The organism is Galactobacillus timonensis (assembly GCF_900240265.1).
GTDB lineage: Bacteria > Bacillota_I > Bacilli_A > Erysipelotrichales > Erysipelotrichaceae > Bulleidia > Bulleidia timonensis.
Genome location: NZ_LT964739.1, coordinates 285,124 through 307,229, shown reverse-complemented (window position 1 = coordinate 307,229; position 22,106 = coordinate 285,124). Strand labels below are relative to the sequence as shown.

Annotated in this window: 17 protein-coding genes and 1 other annotated feature; of the genes, 14 read left to right on the top strand and 3 right to left on the bottom strand. The window is 51.7% G+C overall.

Annotated features, from left to right (window positions below):
- Positions 1-32: 32 nt before the first annotated feature.
- Both C1714_RS01425 and C1714_RS01420 read left to right on the top strand, forming a co-directional pair.
- Positions 33-2,174 carry a hydantoinase/oxoprolinase family protein gene (locus C1714_RS01425; protein WP_102341514.1) on the top strand — a complete coding sequence of 714 codons (2,142 nt, stop codon included), beginning with the start codon at positions 33-35 and terminating at the stop codon, positions 2,172-2,174.
- Positions 2,175-2,177: 3 nt separating this feature from the next.
- Positions 2,178-2,750 (top strand): hypothetical protein, encoded by a 573-nt coding sequence (locus tag C1714_RS01420; RefSeq protein WP_102341513.1) that lies wholly within the window; start codon positions 2,178-2,180, stop codon positions 2,748-2,750.
- A 63-nt stretch (positions 2,751-2,813) separates the two neighbouring features.
- On the opposite strand, the gene rlmD is transcribed toward C1714_RS01420, so the two are convergent.
- The 3 genes from rlmD to C1714_RS01405 are packed head-to-tail and all read right to left on the bottom strand — an operon-like array spanning position 2,814 to position 6,717.
- Positions 2,814-4,196, bottom strand: coding sequence for a 23S rRNA (uracil(1939)-C(5))-methyltransferase RlmD (rlmD, locus tag C1714_RS01415; protein ID WP_102341512.1), 1,383 nt, complete (start codon positions 4,194-4,196; stop codon positions 2,814-2,816).
- A 2-nt stretch (positions 4,197-4,198) separates the two neighbouring features.
- Positions 4,199-5,308, bottom strand: coding sequence for a DHHW family protein (locus C1714_RS01410; RefSeq protein WP_102341511.1), 1,110 nt, complete (start codon positions 5,306-5,308; stop codon positions 4,199-4,201).
- 11 nt (positions 5,309-5,319) lie between these two features.
- Complete coding sequence (locus C1714_RS01405; protein ID WP_102341510.1) at positions 5,320-6,717, bottom strand: MBOAT family O-acyltransferase; 1,398 nt, start codon at positions 6,715-6,717, stop codon at positions 5,320-5,322.
- 253 nt (positions 6,718-6,970) lie between these two features.
- Between C1714_RS01405 and C1714_RS01400 the strand changes: the two genes are divergently transcribed.
- The 12 genes from C1714_RS01400 to C1714_RS01345 all read left to right on the top strand — a co-directional run bounded on the left by C1714_RS01400 (position 6,971) and on the right by C1714_RS01345 (position 22,091).
- Positions 6,971-8,191, top strand: a complete 1,221-nt coding sequence (locus C1714_RS01400; protein WP_102341509.1) for a BMP family lipoprotein — start codon at positions 6,971-6,973, stop codon at positions 8,189-8,191.
- A gap of 161 nt (positions 8,192-8,352) precedes the next feature.
- On the top strand, positions 8,353-9,903 hold the full coding sequence (locus C1714_RS01395) for an ABC transporter ATP-binding protein (protein WP_210115224.1): 1,551 nt from the start codon (positions 8,353-8,355) through the stop codon (positions 9,901-9,903).
- Entirely contained in the window at positions 9,903-11,015 is a 1,113-nt protein-coding gene (locus C1714_RS01390; RefSeq protein ID WP_102341508.1) for an ABC transporter permease, read from the top strand. Before C1714_RS01395 ends, C1714_RS01390 begins: the two co-directional genes overlap by 1 nt.
- Complete coding sequence (locus C1714_RS01385; RefSeq protein ID WP_102341507.1) at positions 11,012-11,953, top strand: ABC transporter permease; 942 nt, start codon at positions 11,012-11,014, stop codon at positions 11,951-11,953. The genes C1714_RS01390 and C1714_RS01385 overlap by 4 nt, the downstream gene beginning before the upstream one ends.
- A 96-nt stretch (positions 11,954-12,049) precedes the next feature.
- Complete coding sequence (locus tag C1714_RS01380; RefSeq protein WP_102341506.1) at positions 12,050-13,267, top strand: class I SAM-dependent rRNA methyltransferase; 1,218 nt, start codon at positions 12,050-12,052, stop codon at positions 13,265-13,267.
- Positions 13,268-13,500: 233 nt separating this feature from the next.
- The gene (gene glmS, locus C1714_RS01375; protein ID WP_102341505.1) at positions 13,501-15,321 is read left to right on the top strand and encodes a glutamine--fructose-6-phosphate transaminase (isomerizing); all 1,821 of its coding nucleotides are present in this window, start codon (positions 13,501-13,503) and stop codon (positions 15,319-15,321) included.
- A 79-nt stretch (positions 15,322-15,400) separates the two neighbouring features.
- Positions 15,401-15,964: a CarD family transcriptional regulator gene (locus tag C1714_RS01370; RefSeq protein WP_102341504.1), complete on the top strand. Its 564-nt coding sequence runs from the start codon at positions 15,401-15,403 to the stop codon at positions 15,962-15,964.
- A 117-nt stretch (positions 15,965-16,081) separates the two neighbouring features.
- Positions 16,082-17,452 carry an MATE family efflux transporter gene (locus C1714_RS01365; protein ID WP_102343114.1) on the top strand — a complete coding sequence of 457 codons (1,371 nt, stop codon included), beginning with the start codon at positions 16,082-16,084 and terminating at the stop codon, positions 17,450-17,452.
- Between the two features lie 232 nt (positions 17,453-17,684).
- Complete coding sequence (locus C1714_RS01360; RefSeq protein WP_102341503.1) at positions 17,685-18,716, top strand: IS1/IS1595 family N-terminal zinc-binding domain-containing protein; 1,032 nt, start codon at positions 17,685-17,687, stop codon at positions 18,714-18,716.
- Positions 18,717-18,803: 87 nt separating this feature from the next.
- Positions 18,804-19,041 (top strand) — a binding site (T-box leader).
- A gap of 117 nt (positions 19,042-19,158) precedes the next feature.
- Positions 19,159-20,271, top strand: a complete 1,113-nt coding sequence (locus C1714_RS01355; protein ID WP_102341502.1) for a transposase — start codon at positions 19,159-19,161, stop codon at positions 20,269-20,271.
- Between the two features lie 88 nt (positions 20,272-20,359).
- Positions 20,360-21,391: a methionine ABC transporter ATP-binding protein gene (locus C1714_RS01350; RefSeq protein ID WP_280952007.1), complete on the top strand. Its 1,032-nt coding sequence runs from the start codon at positions 20,360-20,362 to the stop codon at positions 21,389-21,391.
- Positions 21,384-22,091 (top strand): methionine ABC transporter permease, encoded by a 708-nt coding sequence (locus tag C1714_RS01345; RefSeq protein ID WP_102341500.1) that lies wholly within the window; start codon positions 21,384-21,386, stop codon positions 22,089-22,091. The genes C1714_RS01350 and C1714_RS01345 overlap by 8 nt, the downstream gene beginning before the upstream one ends.
- Positions 22,092-22,106 lie beyond the last annotated feature (15 nt).

The window sequence follows — 22,106 nt, the reverse complement described above, 5'->3', positions numbered from 1 at the left end:
CCTGTTTTTCAACTGAAGCACGGAGGCATGTAATGAAGGTTAGAATCGGCATTGATGTCGGGGGCACATTTACGGATGCGGTTGCCATCGACAATGACACATTTCAATTGATCGGATACGTCAAGACTCCGACCACGCATCGGGCAAAAGAAGGCGTTGCGGCGGGAATCATCGAAGTTCTGCATAAAATTATGGAGGAATATCATATTTCTCCGGACGATGTTTCCTTTATTGCCCATGGTACGACGCAGGCAACCAATGCGCTGCTGGAGGGGGATGTTGCCAAGGTCGGTATCATTACGCTTGGCAGCGGTCTGCAGGGGTCAAAGGCGAAAGCCGATACGACGATCGGCAATATTGAGCTGGCGCCGGGAAAATTTCTGGAAACGGAAAATGTATATATTGACTGTTCTGCCGGTCATCTGGAAGAGAATATTCAGGCGGCGATTGCTGAGCTGAAAGGCAGGGACTGCCGTTCCTTCGTTGCGGCCGAGGCGTTTTCGGTCGATGATCCGTCCAATGAAAACCTTGTGGTGAAGCTTTGTACGCAGCAGGGTCTTCCAGCGACGGCTACCAACGATATTTCGAAGCTGTACGGTTTAAAGATCCGTACGAGGACAGCTGTGATCAACGCTTCGATCATGCCGAAAATGCTGGAAACAGCATCGATGACGGATCAGTCCATCAAGGCGGCCGGCATCAAGGCGCCGTTGATGATTATGCGCTGCGATGGCGGTGTAATGACGGTGGATGAGGTACGCAGCCGTCCGATTCTGACGATTCTTTCGGGACCGGCTGCCGGTGTCGCCGGGGCGCTGATGTATGAGAAGCTGACGGACGGCATCTTCTTTGAGGTCGGCGGTACGTCGACAGATATTTCCTGCGTCAAGGATGGCAAGGTGATGATCCGTTATGCCGAGGTCGGCGGTTTTAAGACGTATCTGAATTCGCTGGATGTTCATACGGTCGGTATCGGCGGCGGTTCGATGATTGAGCTGAAGGATGGCAAAGCGGTAGATACGGGGCCGCGCTCTGCCCATATTGCGGCTCTTGATTATGAGGTTTATGCCAAGACGGAAGATATCGTTGATCCCAGGCTTTTAAGTATCCGGCCGATGGAAGGGGATCCGGATTACGCCATGATTGAATGCGCCGGTGGAAAGAAGTTTGCGCTGACGCTGTCAGGAGCGGCCAATATCGCCGGTTACGTGAAGCCGGAAGACTATGCGTATGGTAACCGCGAAGCAGCCATCAGGGCCTGGAAGCCGCTGGCGGACAACATGGGGATGAGTGTTGAAGAGGCGGCGAAGGCTGTTCTTGGTTATGCGGCGGCGAAGAATTCAAAAGTCGCGGCTGAACTGATGAAGACTTATGAGATGGATCCCAGGACGACGATCTTCGTTGGCGGCGGCGGTGGTGCAGCAACCGTTGTTCCGCATCTGGCGGAAACGATGGGGCACCGGCACCGGATTGCGCGCAATGCGCCGGTCATTTCAACGATCGGCGTGGCGCTGGCCATGGTTCGTGATATGGTGGAGCGTTCGGTAACCAATCCGACGCAGGATGATATTATTTCTGTCCGCAAGGAGGCGGAACAGGCGGCGATCCAGAATGGGGCAGCTCCGGGAACGATTGAGATTCAGGTGGAAGTCGATACGCAGCGCAACATTGTCCGGGCGATCGCTACCGGTGCGACTGAGATGCGTTCCCATGACCGTCTGAAGAAGGAATTGACAGACGAAGAGTTGATCCAGGAGACGGCGAACAATCTTGCGATGGATCCGAAGCAGCTGAAGATTGAAGCGCGTACGAACGGTATGGCTGCCGTAACCGGTGAAAAGGTGGAAAAGAAGCTCTTCTTCCGTAAGACGACGCATCCGCTGCGTCTGATCGACCGGGAGGGTGTGATCCGTCTTCAAAAGAGCAATGCGCTGGTTCGTCAGAGCAGTCTGACGTCCTGGAAAAAGGATGTGAACTGGCTGCTGGAAGAGCTGACGGAATACAATGATGGTGGCTCCAGTCTGCCGAATCTGTACCTGATTGTGGGGCGGCGGATTGTGGATCTGTCCGGGATGCAGAAGCCGGAGCAGGTGATTTCGCTGGCACAGGTCGAGCTGGAGGGTCTTCCGGATGATGAGTCGGTCATTGTCATCGGAACGAAGCGTGTGGAATAGGCTATGGGAGAGAAAAAACGGAAATCGGATCATTTTCCGTTCCCTGATCATGATCTTGCGCTGAAGGAGCTTTCCTATGATCCCTGCTATGGAAAGATACCGGTTCAGGATCGCAAGCCGATTACGGAAAAGGCCTGGGAAAGAGGTGCGCAGGCGGCGCAGGAAACATTTGCGCAGTTTCAGGGAAGCTATGATTTCTTTGCGATCTGCCGCAGCAGCGGCCTGACGCTGAAAGAGAAGAATATTGATTTTGTGTCTGGGAACCAGCGCTATTTCAGCGACTATGTTTCGGGAAAGAAAGAGATTACGCTGTATCTGAAATCGATTGCGCTGTGGGCAAAGGAAAATGCTCTGGATATGCATGCGGCCGAGAATCTGATCCTGAGTCATGAGTATTATCATTTTCTGGAATGGACGAAGCTCGGTCTTACATCGCGGCTTTATCAGGTTCCGATGATCCGGATCGGGAAGGTGACTATTGGACATACTGGCATCCGTGCCCTGAGTGAAATCGGGGCCCATGCCTTTGCAAGAACCTACCGCGATCTCTGGCAGGCTTCCAAAGAAGGACAATGATAGAGACACTGGCACATCTGCTCGATGCAGGTGTGCTTTTCATATGAAAAAGCAGAAGGGCGTTCAATGCCTTTCTGCCTGTTTTGCGTGTTTATGTTTCCGTTTGATGGACTTTCCGGGCTTACGGTCCGTTGTACCGCGGCGCTGCAGGACGGTAATGCTTTCGACAAGCGGCGTATTGGGGAAGAGGTCGTAGGGGATGATCGTCTTCACCTCATAGTTCTTCTTCAGCTCGTCAAGGTTTCTTGATAACGTTGCCGGATTGCAGGAAACATAGATCAGACGCGGTATATTTGCGTCTTCGACTGCTTTGAGCATCGCCTCATCCATGCCGCTGCGGGGCGGATCCAGTAGCAGCGTATCAATGTGATGATGGGCGGCAGCCTCCCTGAGACCTTCCGCAGCATCTGCACACTGGAAGTGCACATGATCCTGGCAGTTGTTCAGCTCTGCATTTTGATTAGCGGATTTGATCGCATCCGGCACGGCTTCAATGCCAATGATGCATTCTGCCTTATCCTTTGCCAAGAGACTCATAGCCCCGATGCCGCAATACGCTTCCACAAGAACGTGGCAGCGGTCAACCTTACTGACGGCCATCGTATAGAGAGCTTCGGCCTGCTTTGTATTGAGCTGGAAGAACGATGCGGGAGGCAGATGCAGTGAAATACCGCAGACAGATATTTCAAGGCTTGGTTCACCATACAGCGTCTTCGGTGCGCTGCCGAAGAAGCCGGCATCCTTGCGGGCCGTATTGATGCTCTGATGGATACAGGAGATGCCGGACTTTGCAAGATCAGTGATGACTTCTTCCGGTATTGTCTCTTTCCCGGTGATTAAAGTAAGCTGGCTCTTTTCCCCCATCGTCCGCAGAACGATACTGCGGACGCCTGTGTGCGTACTGGCGTCATAGGCATGCATATGATGGGCATTGAGCACCGCCAGGACGCGGCTTCTCAATGTTTCAAGCAGCTCTTCATGGACTAGACACCCATCGGTGTTACAGAAATGGTTGGTCCCCGGCTGGTACATGCCGCTGACGAGCTTACCTTTATATTCCTGAACCGGAAGCTTGCACTGGTTGCGGTAATGGAGAAATGCAGGTGAAGGATGGATGTCACGGACAAGATCCTTTGATGTGCGGCTGTATTTCCAGAGTGCTTCAATGAGAAGATCACGCGCGATTTCCAGCTGCTTTTGATAATCCATTGCCAGCAGGGGGCAGGCGCCGCATTGGGGTGCATGGGGACACGGGTTCTGGAAGCGGCAGGGTGCTTTTGCGATGATGTGCTTCAGCTTTGCACGCATGTAGGTCGGTTTTTCTTCGATGATTTCTACTTCTGCTGTTTCCCCGGGGAAGACGCCGTCGCAGAAAACAGGCTTTCGGTCGATGTAGCCGATGCTTTCGCCATTGATGCCGCATTTAACAAATTCAATCTGTGTCATATTCAGTTCAGGAATGCAAGATTCGGATCGGTGCAGAAATTGTCGAGGCTGTAGATGAAATAAAGATCTGTCTGATCATCCAGCAGGTCGGACACGTTTCCGCGGTAGTAGCGCAGATCGACCATCTGGATTTCACTGTACTCTGTTGCCAGAAACGGCATCAGAATATGGGCGTAGCTGTCCTTGACGATGACAGCCTTTTTGTTAGTGTTCATATTGGTCTTGATGTCGACATAGGCGTGGTTTCCATCGACGTAGTAGGCATACTGATCCTTGGTCGAAAGACGGTCTGTGGAATAGAGGCTGTCTGTCACGGTATCACCATCATCATAGGAAACACTGACCTGCAGATCGCTGCCGTCTGGATCAATTTCATAGATCGGATCGGGAGAAACCCAGAAGGCACCGGAACGTGAATACATCGTTCCTTCAAAGCTGTCGGATACTTCCGTGTAGATGAAGGCATTTGGGATCTTGTTCAGCACTTGCGAGGCAATGGCGACATAACCCTGATAGGCGCCTTTTTCATTCCAGTGATGATCCGTCCGGTAATAAAGATTCGGAGACGGGCTCGCCAGTTCCGTATAGTCAATAAAGGTCTGATCCGGGAACTTCTGCTTGATTTCCTGCAGAAGTGCCTTCTGGTCCACGTCACTTGCGCCGACCGGCAGCTCGTTGGCGGCTCCCCAGGCAGCTGTTGGAACCAGGAAGATATTGGCTTTGACACCGTGATCTGTGCAAAACGCATTGACTGTATCGATATTTGCCTGCAGCGTCGTCTCATTGACCGTCTGAAACTGCTGTACCAGGCGGCCGTCCTGCGCAAAATAGACGCCGTTATTTTCGATGGCGCCGGTCGCTTTCCTAGCGATGGCGTTGAGCTCGATCCACTTGTCACGGTTCACAAAGTGGTCGCTGAACCATTTCTCAAACTGCTCATCAAAGTTTCCAGAGAAGAGAGTTGCCGGCTGGGTCGAGGGCATCTCCTGCAGCGTCCGGTTCTCATTCCAGGAAACATCCGTTTTTTCGGCAAACACATTCAGCAGAGAGACAACGATCAGCCACGCCGAAGCGGCCAGAATCGTATAGGTACGAAAAGGTATTTTCTTCATTCAAACACCTCCTAAAAGCGGAAATAAAGGAACGGATTGTAGCTGGAGCTTACGATGCTGGCGGTGCACAGCACAAAGGCAGCGATCACAAGCAGCGGCTCAAGAATCTTTCCGATCTTTTTGTTCATGATGTTCAGCTTCGTCTTCGCAATCGGCGTCGCCGCAATGACACAGATGATCAGCAGCATCGCGTTATCACGCAGATAGAACCAGGTCATACTGTTGGCAAATGTACCTGTCGAATTGAACATCATCGAAAGATAATGCGCCGCCTGCGAAAGATCGGTGAAGGCAAACAGCACCCATGCGATCATGACAATGAACATCGTATAGATGCGGCCGATCCATTTCGGAAGACGGTTCAGACCCTTTAACAGAAATAGCTTCTCAACGATCAGAACGGCTCCATAGAACAGTCCCCACAGCACAAAGTTCCACGAAGCGCCATGCCAGAACCCGGTCAGAATCCAGACGATCAACAGATTCAGAATCTGTCTCGGCAGACCTTTGCGGTTTCCTCCAAGAGGAATATAGACATAGTCACGGAACCAGCTGGAAAGCGAAATGTGCCATCTGCGCCAGAACTCCGTCACCGAAGTGGCGACATAAGGATAGTTGAAGTTTTCGAGGAAATCGAAGCCGAGCAGACTGCCCAGACCGATTGCCATATCCGAATAGCCTGAGAAATCAAAGTAGATCTGGAACGTAAAGCAGAGAATGCCGATCCATGCCGTTGCCGTCGACATCTGACTGTCGGGAAGGGCAGTGATGTTCTGATAGACGGCACCGACCGCATTGGCCAGCAGAACCTTCTTGCATAGACCGATCAGAAAGCGGCGGATACCGGACTGCAGTTTTTTCGAAGAGACGCGGCGATTGTCAAGCTGCTTGGCAATATCGGTGTAGCGAACGATCGGGCCGGCAATCAGCTGCGGAAACATCGTCACATAGGTGCCGAACTTCACAAAGGAATGCTGCGCCGAAGTCTCGCCGCGGTAGAGGTCAATCGGATAGCTCATTGCCTGGAAGGTATAGAAGCTGATCCCGATCGGCAGCGACAGATGCGGAGGCGTCAGGGAGAGGCCGAGATAATTCAGATTCTCAACCACAAAGTCTGCATACTTGAAAATGGCGAGAATGGCAATGTTGATCACGATGACCAGGGTCAGGATCTTCTTTGCCTTTGCCTGATCCTGATTGTTCTTCGCCTTTTCAATCAACAGGCCGGCTTCCCAGTTGAGAAGGATCGATGCCAGCATGACAAAGACGTAGCGGGGCTCGCCCCAGCCATAGAAAAAGAGACTGAAAGCAAAAAGAACCGGATTACGCCACTTCAGCGGAACCAGATAATACACCAGCAGAACGACTGGCAGATAGGCATATAGAAATGTGAGACTGCTGAATACCATTGTTAACCCTGCCTTAAACGTAAGAATTATAGCAATCAGATGTTATGGAAAAATAAACAATTCAATGAAAATCCTCGCTGTCATTATAAAGAACAATTTACATTTTCCATACAAACAGGCGGAAACCATGGGATTTCTGTATGAAATGCCAAATGTAAGCGCATTCCGTGAGGTTGATTTAAAGAAAAGACCATGTAAAATGGACATTAGAGGCAGGAAACACCTGTCATCCGTTCTTTAAGGAGGAACGAAAATGAAAAAGGCATTCAGTATTGCAATGGCTGCTCTGATGTCACTGAGTCTTGCCGCATGCGGCAGCAGTGGCGCAGCTGCATCGTCTGCACCGGCTGAGAGTGAGGCGGCTGCTCCTGCAGCGTCGGAAGCGGCAGCGTCCACGAGCGACATGAAGGTTGCGATGGTTACGGACTATGGTGATATTACTGACCAGTCCTTCAACCAGACGACCTATGAAGCATCCAAGGCTTGGTGCGCTGCGAACGGCTTAGGTGATGATGCGTTCAAGTATTACAAACCGGCTTCGGATTCGGCAGCTGACCGTGATGCGATGATCGATCAGGCTGTGGAAGACGGATTCAACGTCATCGTTCTTCCGGGCTTCGCATTTGCACAGTCCGTTGTTGATGAAGCAGATCTGTATCCGGATGTGAAGTTCGTTGTCCTCGACGTTGCACAGGGCGATCTTGACGGCGCAAGCGGCACGACGGGATGGAAATCAGAGAATAATAATGTCTACAGCGCAATCTATCATGAAGAGATTGCCGGATATCTGGCAGGTTATGCAGCAGTCAAGATGGGCTATGAAAAGCTTGGCTACCTTGGCGGCATGGCAGTTCCGTCCGTTGTCCGTTATGGTACAGGTTTCGTTCAGGGCGCTGATCAGGCTGCGCAGGAACTTGGCAAGTCGAACATTGAAATCAAGTATGCATACGGCAACCAGTTCTATGGTGACGCTGATATCACCGCTGCTATGGATACATGGTGCAGTGACGGTACCGAAGTTATCTTCGCTGCCGGCGGTTCGATCTACACTTCCGCAGCTGAGGCTGCTGCCAAGACGGGCGCCAAGATCATCGGCGTCGACGTCGATCAGGCACCGACCATTGATGGCGAATATGGTGACGGCATCTGCATTACTTCGGCAATGAAGGGCCTGGCTGAGACGGTTAACACGCTGCTCGATGCGATCAAGGCCGGCAAGTGGGATGAATACGCAGGAAAGGTTGAGAACCTCGGCCTCGTCTCCGGCGATGATCCGACTGCGAACTATGTACAGCTGCCGATGGAGTCCACAGTCTGGACGGACGGCTTCACACAGGACGATTACAAGGCTCTTGTAAAGTCCATCTACGATGGTGATCTGACAGTTGACGATTCCGGCGACCTGCTGGCTACCGAGAACAAGTATGTTGGTCTGGGCAACGTTACCGTTGATTTCCAGGGCAACCTCAAGTAAGCTCTGAACCTTTCAGAAAAAATGGCAGATCATAGGAAACTATGGTCTGCTTTTCTTGTCCTGCGAGTTTCAAAATAATAAAATAGTTAAAGGCTTTTGTGTTTGTGCATCATATGTTTCCATATTTTCTCTTCATTCATTTCTCTTAGGGGGTACCCATCATGTCAGTTTCAGAGAACGAATATGCAGTAGAGATGCTGCATATCACAAAGCGGTTTCCCGGAATCGTGGCGAATGACGACATCACTATTCAGCTGAAAAAAGGCGAAATTCATGCCCTGCTCGGTGAAAACGGTGCCGGAAAATCGACCCTGATGTCCGTCCTTTTCGGAATGTATCATCCCGAAGAAGGATCGATCCGCGTCAACGGCAAAGAAGCCGTTATCAACAGTCCTAACGACGCCAACGCCCTTGGCATCGGCATGGTGCATCAGCACTTCATGCTTGTCCAGTGCTTCAGCGTCCTGGAAAACATCATTCTTGGCGACGAAGATACCAGGCACGGTATTCTGCAGACCGCTTCGGCACGCAAAAAGGTTATGGACCTGTCCGAAAAATACGGCCTCATGATCGATCCTGATGCGCTGGTATCCGACATTACCGTCGGTATGCAGCAGAGAACCGAAATTATCAAGATGCTGTACCGCGACAACGATATCCTTATTTTCGATGAGCCGACGGCCGTTCTGACGCCGCAGGAAATTGAAGATCTGATGCAGATTATGAAGAAGCTTGCCCAGGAAGGCAAGTCGATTCTCTTCATTTCCCATAAGCTCAATGAAATCATGGAAGTTGCGGACCGCGTCACTGTCCTGCGCCGCGGCAAATGCATCGGAACCGTCAATGTCAAGGACACCAACGAAAAGGAACTGTCACGCATGATGGTCGGCCGCGATGTTCAGCTTGTTGTTGACAAGAAGCCGGCGCAGCCGGGACCGGTTGTTCTGCGCGTGGAGGATTTGACGATTGCTTCGCGCCACCATCACACCAATGCGGTTAAGCATGTTTCCTTTGACGTTCATGCCGGAGAAATCGTGTGTATCGCCGGTATTGACGGCAACGGGCAGACGGAGCTGGTGTACGGTCTTTCGGGTCTGGATCCGCTGGTCTCGGGAAAGATCGAAGTCAACGGCAAAGATATTACCAACGATACGATCCGGGATCGCAACCAGCTGATGTCCCATATCCCGGCGGATCGTCAGAAGCACGGCCTCGTTCTGGATTTCCCGCTTGAATACAATCTGATTCTGCAGCGCTATTATGAGCCGCAGTTTTCTGCCCATGGTATTTTGAACCGGGGAGCCATCCGCTCCTATGCCAACCAGCTGATTGAAGCCTACGATATCCGCTCCGGTCAGGGCGCCGTGACGCGCGTACGCTCCATGTCCGGCGGCAACCAGCAGAAAGTTATCATTGCCCGCGAACTGGATCGTCCGCATAAGGTGCTGCTGGCTGTTCAGCCGACCCGCGGCCTCGATGTCGGCGCCATCGAAGGCATTCATAAGCGCATTGTTGAGGAGCGCGATGCCGGTACCGCAGTACTCCTGGTTTCTCTGGAGCTGGAGGAGGTTATGAATCTTTCGGACCGCATTCTGGTCATGCACGAAGGTGAAATCGTCGGCGAACTGGATCCTAAGACAGTAACCAACGAAGAGCTTGGTCTTTATATGGCCGGCGCAAAACGCAATACACCGAAGAGGGAGGCAGACTGATGGAAAAGCAGAGTTTCTGGAAACGGCCGGGCGTACAGACCATCCTCACATCCTTGATCTGTATCGCGATCGGTCTTCTCGTCGGCTTCATCGTTCTGTTCATTATCAATCCGGAAGGTGCCGGCGAAGCTGTTCTTACGATTCTGATGAACTTTATGACCCGCGCCTCGCATGCCGCTAGGCTCAAAGTGCTGGGTAACACGCTGGCTAAGACGGCTCCTCTGCTGATGTGTGCACTGAGCGTCTGCTTCGCTTATAAGGTCGGCCTCTTCAATATCGGAGCCGCCGGCCAGTATGAGGCAGGTGCCTGCGCCGCTTTGGCCGGTGCGCTGCTGCTGGGACTTCCCTGGTGGATTGACATTCTTCTTGCGGCAGCGGCCGGTGCTGTACTGGGAATTATCTCCGGTGCTCTGAAGGCCTACCGCAACGTTAACGAAGTTATCTCCGGCATTATGCTCAACTGGATCACGCTGTATCTGACCAATACGATTCTGACCAATGCCAAGGAGCTTTCCAGCCCCTATACGTATCCGATCAAGTCGGTCAATACCAGTGCACTGCTGCCGTCGGGCGGTCTGGATAAACTGTTCTCCAACAACCAGACGGTGACGATTGCTATTCCGCTGTCCATTCTGGCGGCGATTGCGATCTGGTTCCTTCTCAATAAGACGCGGTTCGGTTATGAACTGATGGCTACCGGCTATAACAAGGATGCGGCCCGCTATGCAGGCATGAAAGAGAAGCGCAACATCATCGTAACTCTTGCGATCGGCGGTGCTCTTGCCGGGATCGGTGCCAGCTTTATGTTCCTGTCCGGATACATGCAGTGGGAAGTGACGCAGAGTTCGGTTCCGGGCATGGGATTCAACGGTATCGCTGCCACGTTCCTTGGCGGCCTCAATCCGATCGGCACCATCTTCGCTTCGTTCTTTATCCAGAACATTACGGATGGCGGCGCTCTGATCAACCGTATGATTTATCCTTCCCAGATTTCGGATCTGATTTCGGGCATTATCATTTACCTCAGCGGCTTCGTTCTCTTCTTCAAGTCACTGATGAACAAACCGCGGAAAGACAAGACAGAAAAGAGAAAGGAGGCTGAGCAGAAATGACTCTGTTAGTACAGTACACAATCATTTTTGCGGCTGTTCTCTCGCTGACAGCACTGGGCGGCTGCTTCTCGGAGCATTCCGGCGTCATTAACCTGGGTCTGGAAGGCATCATGGTTATGGGCGGCCTGGGCGGTGCTCTGGCCATGGATCTGCTTGCCGAAACAACGCCCGCGGCCCTTGAGGTTCTTGCCGTATTCGGGATGGCGGTTCTGTTCGGCGTTCTCTACAGTATTCTTCTGGCTGCCGCATGCATTAACTTCAAAGCGGATCAGACGCTTGTCGGAACCGCACTGAACCTGATTGCGACAGCGCTGGCTGTCATTATCGTGCGCACCTACAATTCGAGCATCGATTCGCAGAACGTTTCTTCGATTCTGACTTATGTGGAGCCGAAGAAGAAGCTGCTGATCCATATCGGGAATATGGAATTTACCTGGTTCATGGTCGGCGCTCTGATCGCTCTGATTGTTGCCTATATCGTTCTCTATAAGTCGAAATTCGGACTGCGTCTGCGCTCCTGCGGCGAAAATCCGCAGGCTGCCGCTTCTGTCGGCATCGACGTATATAAGATGCGCTGGGCAGGTGTATTGATTTCGGGAATGCTTGGCGGCCTTGGCGGCGCAGCCTACATTACCTCCGGCGTCTCACAGTGGAAGTTTGAGGTCGGGGTCGCCGGCTTTGGTTTCCTGGCTCTTGCGGTTATGATTTTCGGTCAGTGGAAGCCGCACCGGATTGCGCTGACGGCACTTTTGTTCGGTTTCTTCCGTGCCCTTTCCAATGTCTATATGGGTATCGGCTTCCTGCAGGCCCTCAACATTCCGGGGACGGTCTACAATATGCTGCCGTACATTATTTCGCTGATTGTCCTTGCCTTTACGTCTGAGAACTCTGCGGCTCCAAAGGCCGAAGGCGTTCCTTACGATCAGGGAAAGCGCTGAAACATATCATTGGAATCTTCGTGAAAATGCTCCGTTTCGGCGGAGCATTTTTGCGGATATGCTAAAGTGGTAGGAACAGAAAGAGGCAGACGCATTATGAAAAAACCAAGACCATTTCCAGCTGTCACCGTCACCCGGAAGCAGGAGAACCGGATTAAGGAGGGCCACCCATGGGTCTATGCCGAAGAAATTACTGCGCAGCCGGAAGCGGTTGAAAACGGCAGTCTGGTCGATGTGACGGGAGCCAAAGGAAACTATCTTGGGACCGGCTTCTGGTCGCAGCTTTCACAGATCCGAATCCGGATTCTGGACAACAACGCTAACGAAACCTTTTCGGATGCCTTCTTTGCGCGCCGCGTACACTATGCACTTTCCTATCGCAAGGATGTGATGGGTGATCAGTTCTCGGCCTGCCGCCTGATTCATGGGGAGGCGGACGGTCTGCCGGGGCTGACAGTGGACCGCTACAATGACATTCTCGTATCCGAAGTACTGAGCTATGGCACAGAACAGAAGAAGAATGTGATCTACGATGCTCTGCTTACTGAACTCAGGGCAATGGGAGAAGAGATCCATGGCATCTATGAGCGCAACGAAGGCGAACTGCGAAAGAAGGAGGGTCTGCCCCAGTACAAGGGATGGTATGGGGAAAGCCATCCGGATTCCTGCATCACCGTCATCAATGAAAACGGGATCCTGTACAAAGTTGACGTAGAAAACGGACAGAAGACCGGTTTCTTCCTGGATCAGAAGTACAACCGGGTGGCGATCCGTCCGCTGGCAAAGGGCAGAAAGGTTCTGGACTGCTGCACGCACACCGGATCATTTGCGATGAATGCAGTTGCCGGCGGTGCTTCGCATGTGACGGCAGTCGATATTTCGGAAAGTGCACTTGCGATGGCGAAGGAGAATGCGGCTCTCAATCACATGGAGGATGACATCGAATTCGTGCAGGCGGATCTGATGGAACTGCTGCCGAAGCTGGTGAGTGAACATGCGTACTATGATTTCATCATTCTCGACCCGCCTGCTTTTACCAAGAGCCGCCGCACCTTTGAACATGCACGTACGGGCTATGAAAAGATCAATACGCTGGCGATGCGGCTGCTGCCGCGGGGCGGGTATCTTGCGACAGCGAGCTGCTCGCACTTCATGCCGACCCAGGAGTTCCGTGAAATGCTCAAGGATGCGGGCAGGGCGGCCGGCGTATCGGTGCGTGTCATTGAGGAGCGTCATGCGGCCTTTGATCATCCGGTGATTCTTTCGATCCCGGAGACGGACTATCTGAAGTTCTTCCTGGTGCAGGTGCTCTAGGCGTTTTCCGGCGGGGACCGTTTGCGGTATAATACGGTTACTGCGAATGAATTGTAGTGAAACGGAGCGCCTGGACTGCTGATGTTCAGCAGTTGACGAGGACCGGGCCGATCGAAATATTCGGCGGATGGCCCGGAGGCTGGATACGGCCTGAACAATGGGAAAAAACAGTCCGTGAGGGCTGAACAGATCCATTCGGTATCCTTCGCAGTCAAAACGGAGGATATCTTTTTATGTGTGGAATCGCAGGATTCACCGGCAAAGAACGTGCTTTGCCATTTTTACTGCAGGGTCTGGCCAGGCTGGAATACCGGGGCTATGATTCGGCGGGCATTACACTTGCGGATGGTACGGGTCTGAAAACGTGGAAGGCCAAAGGCCGCCTCAAGGAGCTGGAAGCAATCATCGACCAGAAGAACTGTAACCAGACCTGCGGCATCGGCCATACGCGCTGGGCGACGCATGGCGTTCCGAGCAATCTCAATGCGCATCCCCATACGAATGCGGACGGCACCATTTCCCTGGTTCATAACGGCATCATTGAAAATTACACTGCTCTGAAGGAGAAGCTTGAAAGGCTTGGCTATGTCTTTCAGTCGGCAACCGACAGTGAAGCCGTCGTTCATCTGCTCGATTATGAATACAGACAGAGCGGTGTGATGCTCGAGGCACTGAAGAAGACGCTGGGGCAGCTGGAGGGCAGCTGGGCCCTGTGCATTGTGACAGCCTTTGAACCCGATACGATCTATACGGCGCGCAAGGAAAGTCCGATGGTGCTTGGACACAATGAAGCGGGTTCCTTCTGTGCTTCCGATGCGCCGGCGATGCTCGCCTATACACATCAGATCTGTTTGATGGACGATGGGGATATGGCAGTGCTGCGGCCGGACGGAGTGAAGCTGTTCGATGCGGACGGCAATGAGAAACCGCTGGTGCCGGTGGAAATTCCGTACGATCTTGAAGCGGCACAGAAGGGCGGCTATGACTCGTTCATGCTTAAGGAGATCCATGAGCAGCCGGAAGCGATCCGTGAAACGCTTCGGGGAAGAATCGGGGCGCATGAGCTGAAGCTGAATGAGCTGGAGGCAATGGCCGTTGATTGGACGATGCTGCGGGAGGTTGTCTTCATCGCCTGCGGGACGGCTTATCATGCGGGCATTTATGCTTCGACACTGTTACGGCGTCTGACGCCGCTCTATGCCCATGCCCTTCCGGCGAGTGAGTTTCGCTATGCCCATCCGCGGATCGATGAACATACGCTGGTGATCGCCATTTCGCAATCCGGTGAAACGGCAGATACGATTGCGGCCATCAAGCTGGCAAAGAAGATGCACTGCCCGACGCTGGGCGTTGTCAATGTGCTGGGCTCTTCGATTGCGCGGCTGTGTGATGCGGTTCTCTATACCTGTGCGGGGCCGGAGATCTCGGTAGCGTCGACGAAGGCCTATACGACGCAGCTGGTTCTGCTGCATCTGGTGGATTTGAAGATTGCGCAGCTGACCGGGGATCCGGTGGATGATCTGGAGGATCGTCTCAGGGAGCTGTCGCAGCTGCCGGCGGCTGCGGAAGCGGCACTGTCCCTTGAAGATCAGATGACGTCGTATGCGGCGTATCTGAAGGATCAGCGGGATGCCTACTTCATCGGCAGACAGCTCGACTATCCAAGTGCACTGGAAGGGGCATTGAAGCTGAAGGAAATATCGTACATTCATGCGGATGCCTATTATGCTGGCGAGCTGAAGCATGGTCCGATTGCCTTGATCGAGAACGGTACGATCGTAATTGCCTTGGCGACGCAGCCGGATGTTGCGGCCAAGACGATCTCGAATATTCAGGAGACGATTGCCCGTGGGGCACGGGTCATTCTGGTGACGAATCCCGATGCGGATGCCAGCGGCTTTACGCATGTCGTGCGGCTGCCGAAATGTGATCCGGAGCTCGTGAGCATTCCGGCGGCGATCGTGCTGCAATTGTTTGCGTATGCGGCTGCGAAGGAAAAGGGAAGGGATATTGATAAGCCGCGGAATCTCGCCAAATCAGTTACGGTTGAGTGAGCTACCATGCAAGCATATATCGCAGAAATTGTGAAAATGTGCTACAATTTAACCGGTTAATAGAAAGCGAGGTCTCTGCATGTATAAAGTCGGAGATACTGTAGTTTACCGCCGGAATGTGTGCAAAGTCGTTGGCATGGCCAAGCATCCGCTCACCGGAGAGGATTGCTATGTACTGGAGCCGATGGTTCAGGCAAACGGAAGTATGACAATGACCGTGCCTGTTTCCAACAAGGGCGGACACCTGCGCAATCTGATCACGAAGAAGCAGCTGCAGGAGCTGATCGAGAAGGTCCCGGATGTGGATACACTTGAGTCAAAGCCTGCCAATATGCGTTCGCAGTATGCGGCCGTGATGAAGGGGGATTCTCTGGAGGATCTGATCACCGTCATTAAGACGACCTACATGCGCAATGCGATGCGGGAACAGAATCACAAGAAGACGGCGAGCATTGATGAAGAGTATCTCGATAAGGCGGAGACCTATCTGTACAATGAGCTGTCCTATGTCCTGAACATGAGTCCCGAAGACTGCAAGGCTTACTTCAATGCGGAAGTCGAAAAGGCTGTCAGCCAGAAGGACACAAAGGAGTCAAAGAAGAAGCCGGCAGCCAGAAGGAAGAAGGCTGCCGAGGCCGCTTGATCCTGTATCTATGCCAGCGCTGCGGCGCTGGTTTTCTTATGCGTTTTTTCTTTACACAGGTGCGGAAGATTCTATAATTTCATTTCGCGCATACAACATGCGGGGGGGGGAATGGATATGAGTGGATCGTTGACAGAAGGAAAGCCGTTTCCTCTGATCATGCGGTTTATGCTGCCGCTGTTATTTGGAAATTTGTTTCAGCAGGCTTACAACATGGCGGATGCGGCGATTGTCGGGCAGACGCTCGGGGCCAATGCGCTGGCGGCGGTTGGCGTATCGAGTTCGGTTCAGTTTCTGGTGCTCGGCTTCTGCATCGGCATTGCCTGCGGCTTTGCGATTCCGATTGCGACCGAATTCGGAGCCGGGCGTCATTCTGAAATGCGGCGGTACGTTTATCACGGCGCAGTGATTACGGCCGTCTTCGCCATTGTGCTGACGATTGTGTGTGCGCTGCTGTGCCGTGGAATCATCACGATGCTCAAGGCGCCTGCTGAAATCTTTGCGGACAGCTGCAGCTATCTGCTCATCATCTTTCTTGGTATTCCCTGTACGCTGCTGTACAACTACATCAGCGCGATTCTGCGGGCGATTGGCGATTCCCGGACGCCGTTTCTGTTTCTTGCCTTCAGTTCTCTGTTGAATATCGGCCTCGACTTCTTCTGCATTCTGGTGCTGAAGTGGGGCGTAAGCGGCGCAGCGTTTGCGACGATCTTTTCGCAGGGACTTTCGGGTCTGCTTTGTCTTGCGGTCGTTGTACAGAAGTATGAGGTGCTTCATATCCGCAGAGATGAGAGGAAACTGGACCGCAGTCATGCGCTGCGGATGCTCAATATGGGTGTGCCGATGGGACTGCAGTATTCGATCACGGCCATTGGCTGTATGGTGATGCAGACGGCGAACAATACGCTGGGAACGACGTATGTGTCCGGGTTTGCGGCCGGTTCGAAGATCAACAATGTGATGCAGTGTCCCTTTGATGCGCTGGCGACGGCGGTATGTACCTTTGCGTCACAGAACTACGGCTATGGTGATGCGGACCGGATCCGGAGAGGATTATTGGTCGGTGGAGCTGCGGCGACGGTGTGGGGAATTGCCAGCGGCATACTGATGCAGCTGTTTGCGCCGTTCTTTGTTTCGATTTTCGTCTCTGCGGACAACCAGGCGGTTATTGCGGCAGGTGCCCAGTATCTGCGTACGATTTCGAAGTTCTTTGTGATTCTGGGCTTTCTCAATGTGTTCCGCTATTCTACACAGGGGCTTGGCTGGTCGCGGCGGGCGATATTGTCCGGCGTATTTGAGATGATTGCCCGGATTGCAATCAGTGTTCTGCTGGTGCCGAAGTACGGCTATACGGCGGTCTGCTTTGCCGATCCGGCTGCTTGGATTGCGGCCGATCTGTACATTCTTCCGACGTGCCGTCTTGCCTATCTTCATGCAGAACATGTCATTGCCGATGAGAAGCGGGCACATCAGATGCAGGCTGCCTGATTACTTGCTTGAAAAATGTTTCATCTTTTATTTCTTTGTTTTCGACTTTTCAGAAATTCTTTATAAATCCTCATTTGCACCAAGGTGGTGGAAGAACGGGTTGCAGTTCTGATCCCGGGCTATAATGATCGTGTCCTGGAAAGGGGACAGATCAGGAAGTCTCCAGGAGTTGATTAGCGCTGACTTGGCGGTTTCGTTAGTCAACTCCTGGAAACTTCAAACCGCCAAACAAATGAATAATTTCAAGAAGAACCGTCACTTCTGGGGACGGTCTTTGAGAAAGCTCGAATGGGACAAGTACCATGACATTTCAGATTCTCAAAAGCTCATTTCCCATACCATTCACGAATGGTATGATGCCAAACACCCAGAGTTTTCGGCAGATGAAATCAAATTTCTGAATAACAGAAATATTGAATCCTGCCCGCATTGCGGCAGCACGAATTTCATTAAGTATGGTTTTTATAAGAATGGCATGCGCTGTTACCTCTGCCATGATTGCGGGCATAAGTTTTCACCTATTACCAACACAATATTTGATGATCGGAAGATTCCAATCTCCGAATGGATTGAATATCTTCTGTATCTGTTTGAATTTCATTCTATTAATTCATCTGCCAGGGATAATCGAAACGCCGAAAGCACAGGCAGATACTGGCTGAAAAAGGTATTTTTCGTTCTGAATGGAATTCAGGATAACATTGTGCTCAAAGGGAAAATATACCTTGATGAAATGTTCTTCCCTGTCATAAAGAGAAGAACGATTACGAAAGACGGAAAGAAACTTCGCGGCATATCAAAGAATAAGATTTGTGTTGTCGCAGCACACGACGGGCACGGGACAAACCTCATCATAGTTGAACATGTCTCCAAGCCCTCCCGCAAAAGCACATGGGCGGCGCTCGGAAATCATATACAGCCAGGCTCCGAACTGATTCATGATGGTGACAATTCTCATTCTGTTCTGATCGAGAAACTGGGTCTGTCAGAAGAGATCCATCTCACAAAAGAAACGAAGGGATTGCCTGACGAAAAGAATCCGTTAGACAAGATCAACAACCTTCATGCTCTGGTAAAGCAATACATGCGCATGCATGGAGGATACAACAGAGAAGATCTACAAGACTGGATGAATCTGATCTGGTTCATTCTTTCCAAGCCGGACAACAGGTATGAAAAGATCGACTTATTTCTCAACATGGCGCTAAACGCACCAGGAAAAGTGCGATATCGGGACCGGATGGCTAAAAATGTCAATAAATAAGCCTATGAATACCACCCTGGTGCAAATGAGGATTTTTTCTTTATTTCTTTCATTGACATCCCAAATGGCCGTGGATAAACTTTCAATCAGAAAGCGACGAAGAGAAGAGTAACCCGCTGAACGTCTTAGCAGAGAGTTCCCGCTTGGTGAAAGGGATCAGGCTGAAGGCTGGTGAAGATGGTCTTGGAGCTGCATGGCTGAACGAGAGTAGGCCATGACGGGATTTCCCGTTACAGGAAAAGGGTATGTTGGTACTCTGTGAGGCAGGTGCAGTGATGTATCTGTAAATACAAGGTGGTAACGCGGAACTGTTTTCGTCCTTGTCATGCATAGGCATGATGAGGACGTTTTTTTGTACGGAGGGGGTCATGATTGAAATACGCAATGTATCAAAAACATTAAAGCCGGTTTTGCACAGTGTTGCACTGATTGTATAATCTGAATGATCCGTGAGGATCTAGAAAGATTATTTTCAGGCAGGCAGCTGTGCAATCGTGCGTGGTGGCCAGGCATGGCTGTCTGCCTGAAAACATGGCCACCACCCATGAATAACAAATACCATACAAAATCTCGGAGGCAGACGCCCTGGGACGATTTTGACGATCGTTCAGCTACTGAGAATTTTATTCGTGATCAAGTAAATATCCTGTATGAACAAAGACATGCCTCTTTGAAAGGTTCATCGGAGATCGATCTCTTGAATTCCATAGAAGTCACTAACTGCCATTTGTGCGGATCAGGCTCGATAAGAAGAGCCGGACATACTAGCAATGGTATTCAGCGCTATTACTGCAATCATTGTCACCATTCCTATACGGTGACCACAGGAACCTTGCTGGAAAACCATAAAATTCAGATTGCGGAATTGATAGATTACTGGCGTAATCTTTTCCGGTTTGAAAGCTTGTCCTCTGATTCATGGAATAACAAAAATGCCGCGACAACTGCGAAATACTGGTTCCTCAAAACTGGTATTCTTCTTAAAGACTGCCAGAAGAACATCGTATTAAGCGGCCGCATCTACTATGATGAAACATATCTTCCCGTACGCAGTGAAGACATTATCCGAAAGGAAAACGGTCAACGCTTGAGAGGACACTCAATAAATCAGATCTGCATCGCTGTAGCTACCACCGGCGTGGAAACCTACGTCACATACATTGGACGAGGTCAGCCAAAAGCAGAAACGATTTATGATGCTTTGAAAGATCATATCAAACCTGGTTCACAACTTGTCACAGATAAAGATCCAGGGCATAGAATGCTGGTCAGAAAATTGGGCTTGAAGAATGAAGAACACGATTCCAAAAAGATCAAGCGGCTTCCGGATAATGAGAATCCTCTGAACACAGTAAACCAGATGCACAATCTTCTGCAGAAATTTCTGCGTGCCCACAGTGGGTTCAAAAGAGATGATCTGAATGATTATCTGAACATATTTGCTTTCATTGTGAATCCACCGGAAGACCAACTGGAAAAGATCAAAAAGTTGCTGGAGCTCGAGATCAATACACGAGAAACTCTGAAATACAGAGATGTATTTGCGAAGAAATAGCCGTTATTCAAGTGTTAAGTGCAACACTGTGCAAAACCGGCTTTAAACATTTCATCTCAAGGATCAGACGATTGCGGCAGTGAAGGAGGTGTCGTTGAAGATCGGGGATGGTGACATCTATGGCGTCATCGGTTACTCCGGCGCCGGAAAGTCGACGCTGGTACGATGTCTTAATTTTCTGGAAATACCGGATGAGGGACAGATCACATTCAGCGGCTTCGGTACCTATACCGCCCGCAGCGGTGTTCTCTACCACACGGCAGACGGACAGACTGCGACAGTGGACAACCAGCATCCTGTCAAAGAAAGCGACCTCAAGGATCTGCGCAAGCATGTCGGCATGATCTTCCAGCACTTCAACCTTCTCGACCGCAGCACCGTCTATGAAAACGTCGCCTTCCCTCTGAAGCACAGCGGAAAGACGAAACAGGAAATTCACGACAAGGTGTTTGAGGAGCTGCGGCTGGTCGGACTGAGTGATCGTGCAGATTCCTATCCCAGCGAACTGTCCGGGGGCCAGAAACAGCGTGTCGCCATCGCCCGTGCTCTGGCCATGGATCCCAGGATCCTGCTCAGCGACGAAGCGACCAGTGCCCTTGATCCGGATGTGACGGAATCGATTCTTGAGCTGCTGGAGGATCTGAACAGGAAACTGGGGCTGACGATCATCCTCATTACCCATGAGATGGCCGTCATCAAGAATATCTGCGATCGGGTTGCGGTGATGGACGGCGGCAGCGTTGTCGAAGAAGGCCCCGTCTATTCCATCTTCTCCACTCCCGTGGAGCCGATCACGAAGCGCTTCGTCAGCGCATCGAACGGATTTGCCAATCTTGACCGCCTGCTCAAGGAGGACAGTTCGCTTGTGTCGACAACCAGCGACAGCCGGCTGCTGCGGCTGCTGTTTGATACGGAGTGTGTAGGCGATGCGATGATCTCGGATGTGTCGCGGCGCTATCACGTCGATCTCAATATCGTGCTTGCCAATGTGGAGCTGCTGCAGGATAAGCCGCTTGGACGAATGGTGGTCAAGATCAAGGGCAACCCGGATGACATCAGTGCCGCCATCGACTTCATGCGCCAGTGCAAAGTGAAAGTGGAGGTGCTGAACAATGATTGACTGGACGAGCCTGGTGCCGAATCTGATTGCTTACTGGGACCAGTTTATAAAGTCCCTCTCGGCAACGGTGCAGATGTTTCTGCTGGCGGGGATCTTCATCTTCCTGTTCGGTTTCTTCTTCGCCATTCTCCTGATTGTTACGCAGGATGGCGGCATCCGTCCCAACCGGACGGTGCACCGGATCGTTGAGATCTTCATCAACGTGTTCCGCTCCATTCCGTTTGTGATCCTGATGATCTTCCTGATGCCGTTCACCCGGGCCGTTGTCGGTACGGCCGTCGGCGTCAAGGGTGCGATCATTCCGCTGATCTTCGGAACGGTGCCCTTCTATACGCGGCAGATTGAAACGTCACTTGCCAACGTTGATCCGGGCAAGATCGAGGCAGCACGGTCCATGGGATGTTCTTCCGTTGAAATCGTCTGGGGCGTTTACATTCATGAAGCCGTTCCGGAGCTGATCCGCGTCACAACGATCACAGCCATCAGTCTGATCGGTCTCACCACGATGGCTGGTGCGGTCGGCGCCGGCGGCATCGGAAGCTTCGCCATCAACTACGGACAGTCGCAGCATCATCAGGATATCGTCAACGTCTGCGTCATCGTGCTGCTGGTGATTGTTTCATTGATACAGACGCTCGGCAACGTACTGGCACGCAAGACAACCAACCGTGCCCTGATCCGCAGAAAAATAAAGCAGTAGGAAACTGAATTACCC

Excerpts from the sequence above, each read along its gene's own strand:
- C1714_RS01425 (WP_102341514.1), top strand. The coding sequence starts at position 33 with ATGAAGGTTAGAATCGGCATTGATGTCGGGGGCACATTTACGGATGCG.
- C1714_RS01420 (WP_102341513.1), top strand. The coding sequence starts at position 2,178 with ATGGGAGAGAAAAAACGGAAATCGGATCATTTTCCGTTCCCTGATCAT.
- rlmD (WP_102341512.1), bottom strand. The coding sequence starts at position 4,196 with ATGACACAGATTGAATTTGTTAAATGCGGCATCAATGGCGAAAGCATC.
- C1714_RS01410 (WP_102341511.1), bottom strand. The coding sequence starts at position 5,308 with ATGAAGAAAATACCTTTTCGTACCTATACGATTCTGGCCGCTTCGGCG.
- C1714_RS01405 (WP_102341510.1), bottom strand. The coding sequence starts at position 6,717 with ATGGTATTCAGCAGTCTCACATTTCTATATGCCTATCTGCCAGTCGTT.
- C1714_RS01400 (WP_102341509.1), top strand. The coding sequence starts at position 6,971 with ATGAAAAAGGCATTCAGTATTGCAATGGCTGCTCTGATGTCACTGAGT.
- C1714_RS01395 (WP_210115224.1), top strand. The coding sequence starts at position 8,353 with ATGTCAGTTTCAGAGAACGAATATGCAGTAGAGATGCTGCATATCACA.
- C1714_RS01390 (WP_102341508.1), top strand. The coding sequence starts at position 9,903 with ATGGAAAAGCAGAGTTTCTGGAAACGGCCGGGCGTACAGACCATCCTC.
- C1714_RS01385 (WP_102341507.1), top strand. The coding sequence starts at position 11,012 with ATGACTCTGTTAGTACAGTACACAATCATTTTTGCGGCTGTTCTCTCG.
- C1714_RS01380 (WP_102341506.1), top strand. The coding sequence starts at position 12,050 with ATGAAAAAACCAAGACCATTTCCAGCTGTCACCGTCACCCGGAAGCAG.
- glmS (WP_102341505.1), top strand. The coding sequence starts at position 13,501 with ATGTGTGGAATCGCAGGATTCACCGGCAAAGAACGTGCTTTGCCATTT.
- C1714_RS01370 (WP_102341504.1), top strand. The coding sequence starts at position 15,401 with ATGTATAAAGTCGGAGATACTGTAGTTTACCGCCGGAATGTGTGCAAA.
- C1714_RS01365 (WP_102343114.1), top strand. The coding sequence starts at position 16,082 with ATGAGTGGATCGTTGACAGAAGGAAAGCCGTTTCCTCTGATCATGCGG.
- C1714_RS01360 (WP_102341503.1), top strand. The coding sequence starts at position 17,685 with ATGAATAATTTCAAGAAGAACCGTCACTTCTGGGGACGGTCTTTGAGA.
- C1714_RS01355 (WP_102341502.1), top strand. The coding sequence starts at position 19,159 with ATGATCCGTGAGGATCTAGAAAGATTATTTTCAGGCAGGCAGCTGTGC.
- C1714_RS01345 (WP_102341500.1), top strand. The coding sequence starts at position 21,384 with ATGATTGACTGGACGAGCCTGGTGCCGAATCTGATTGCTTACTGGGAC.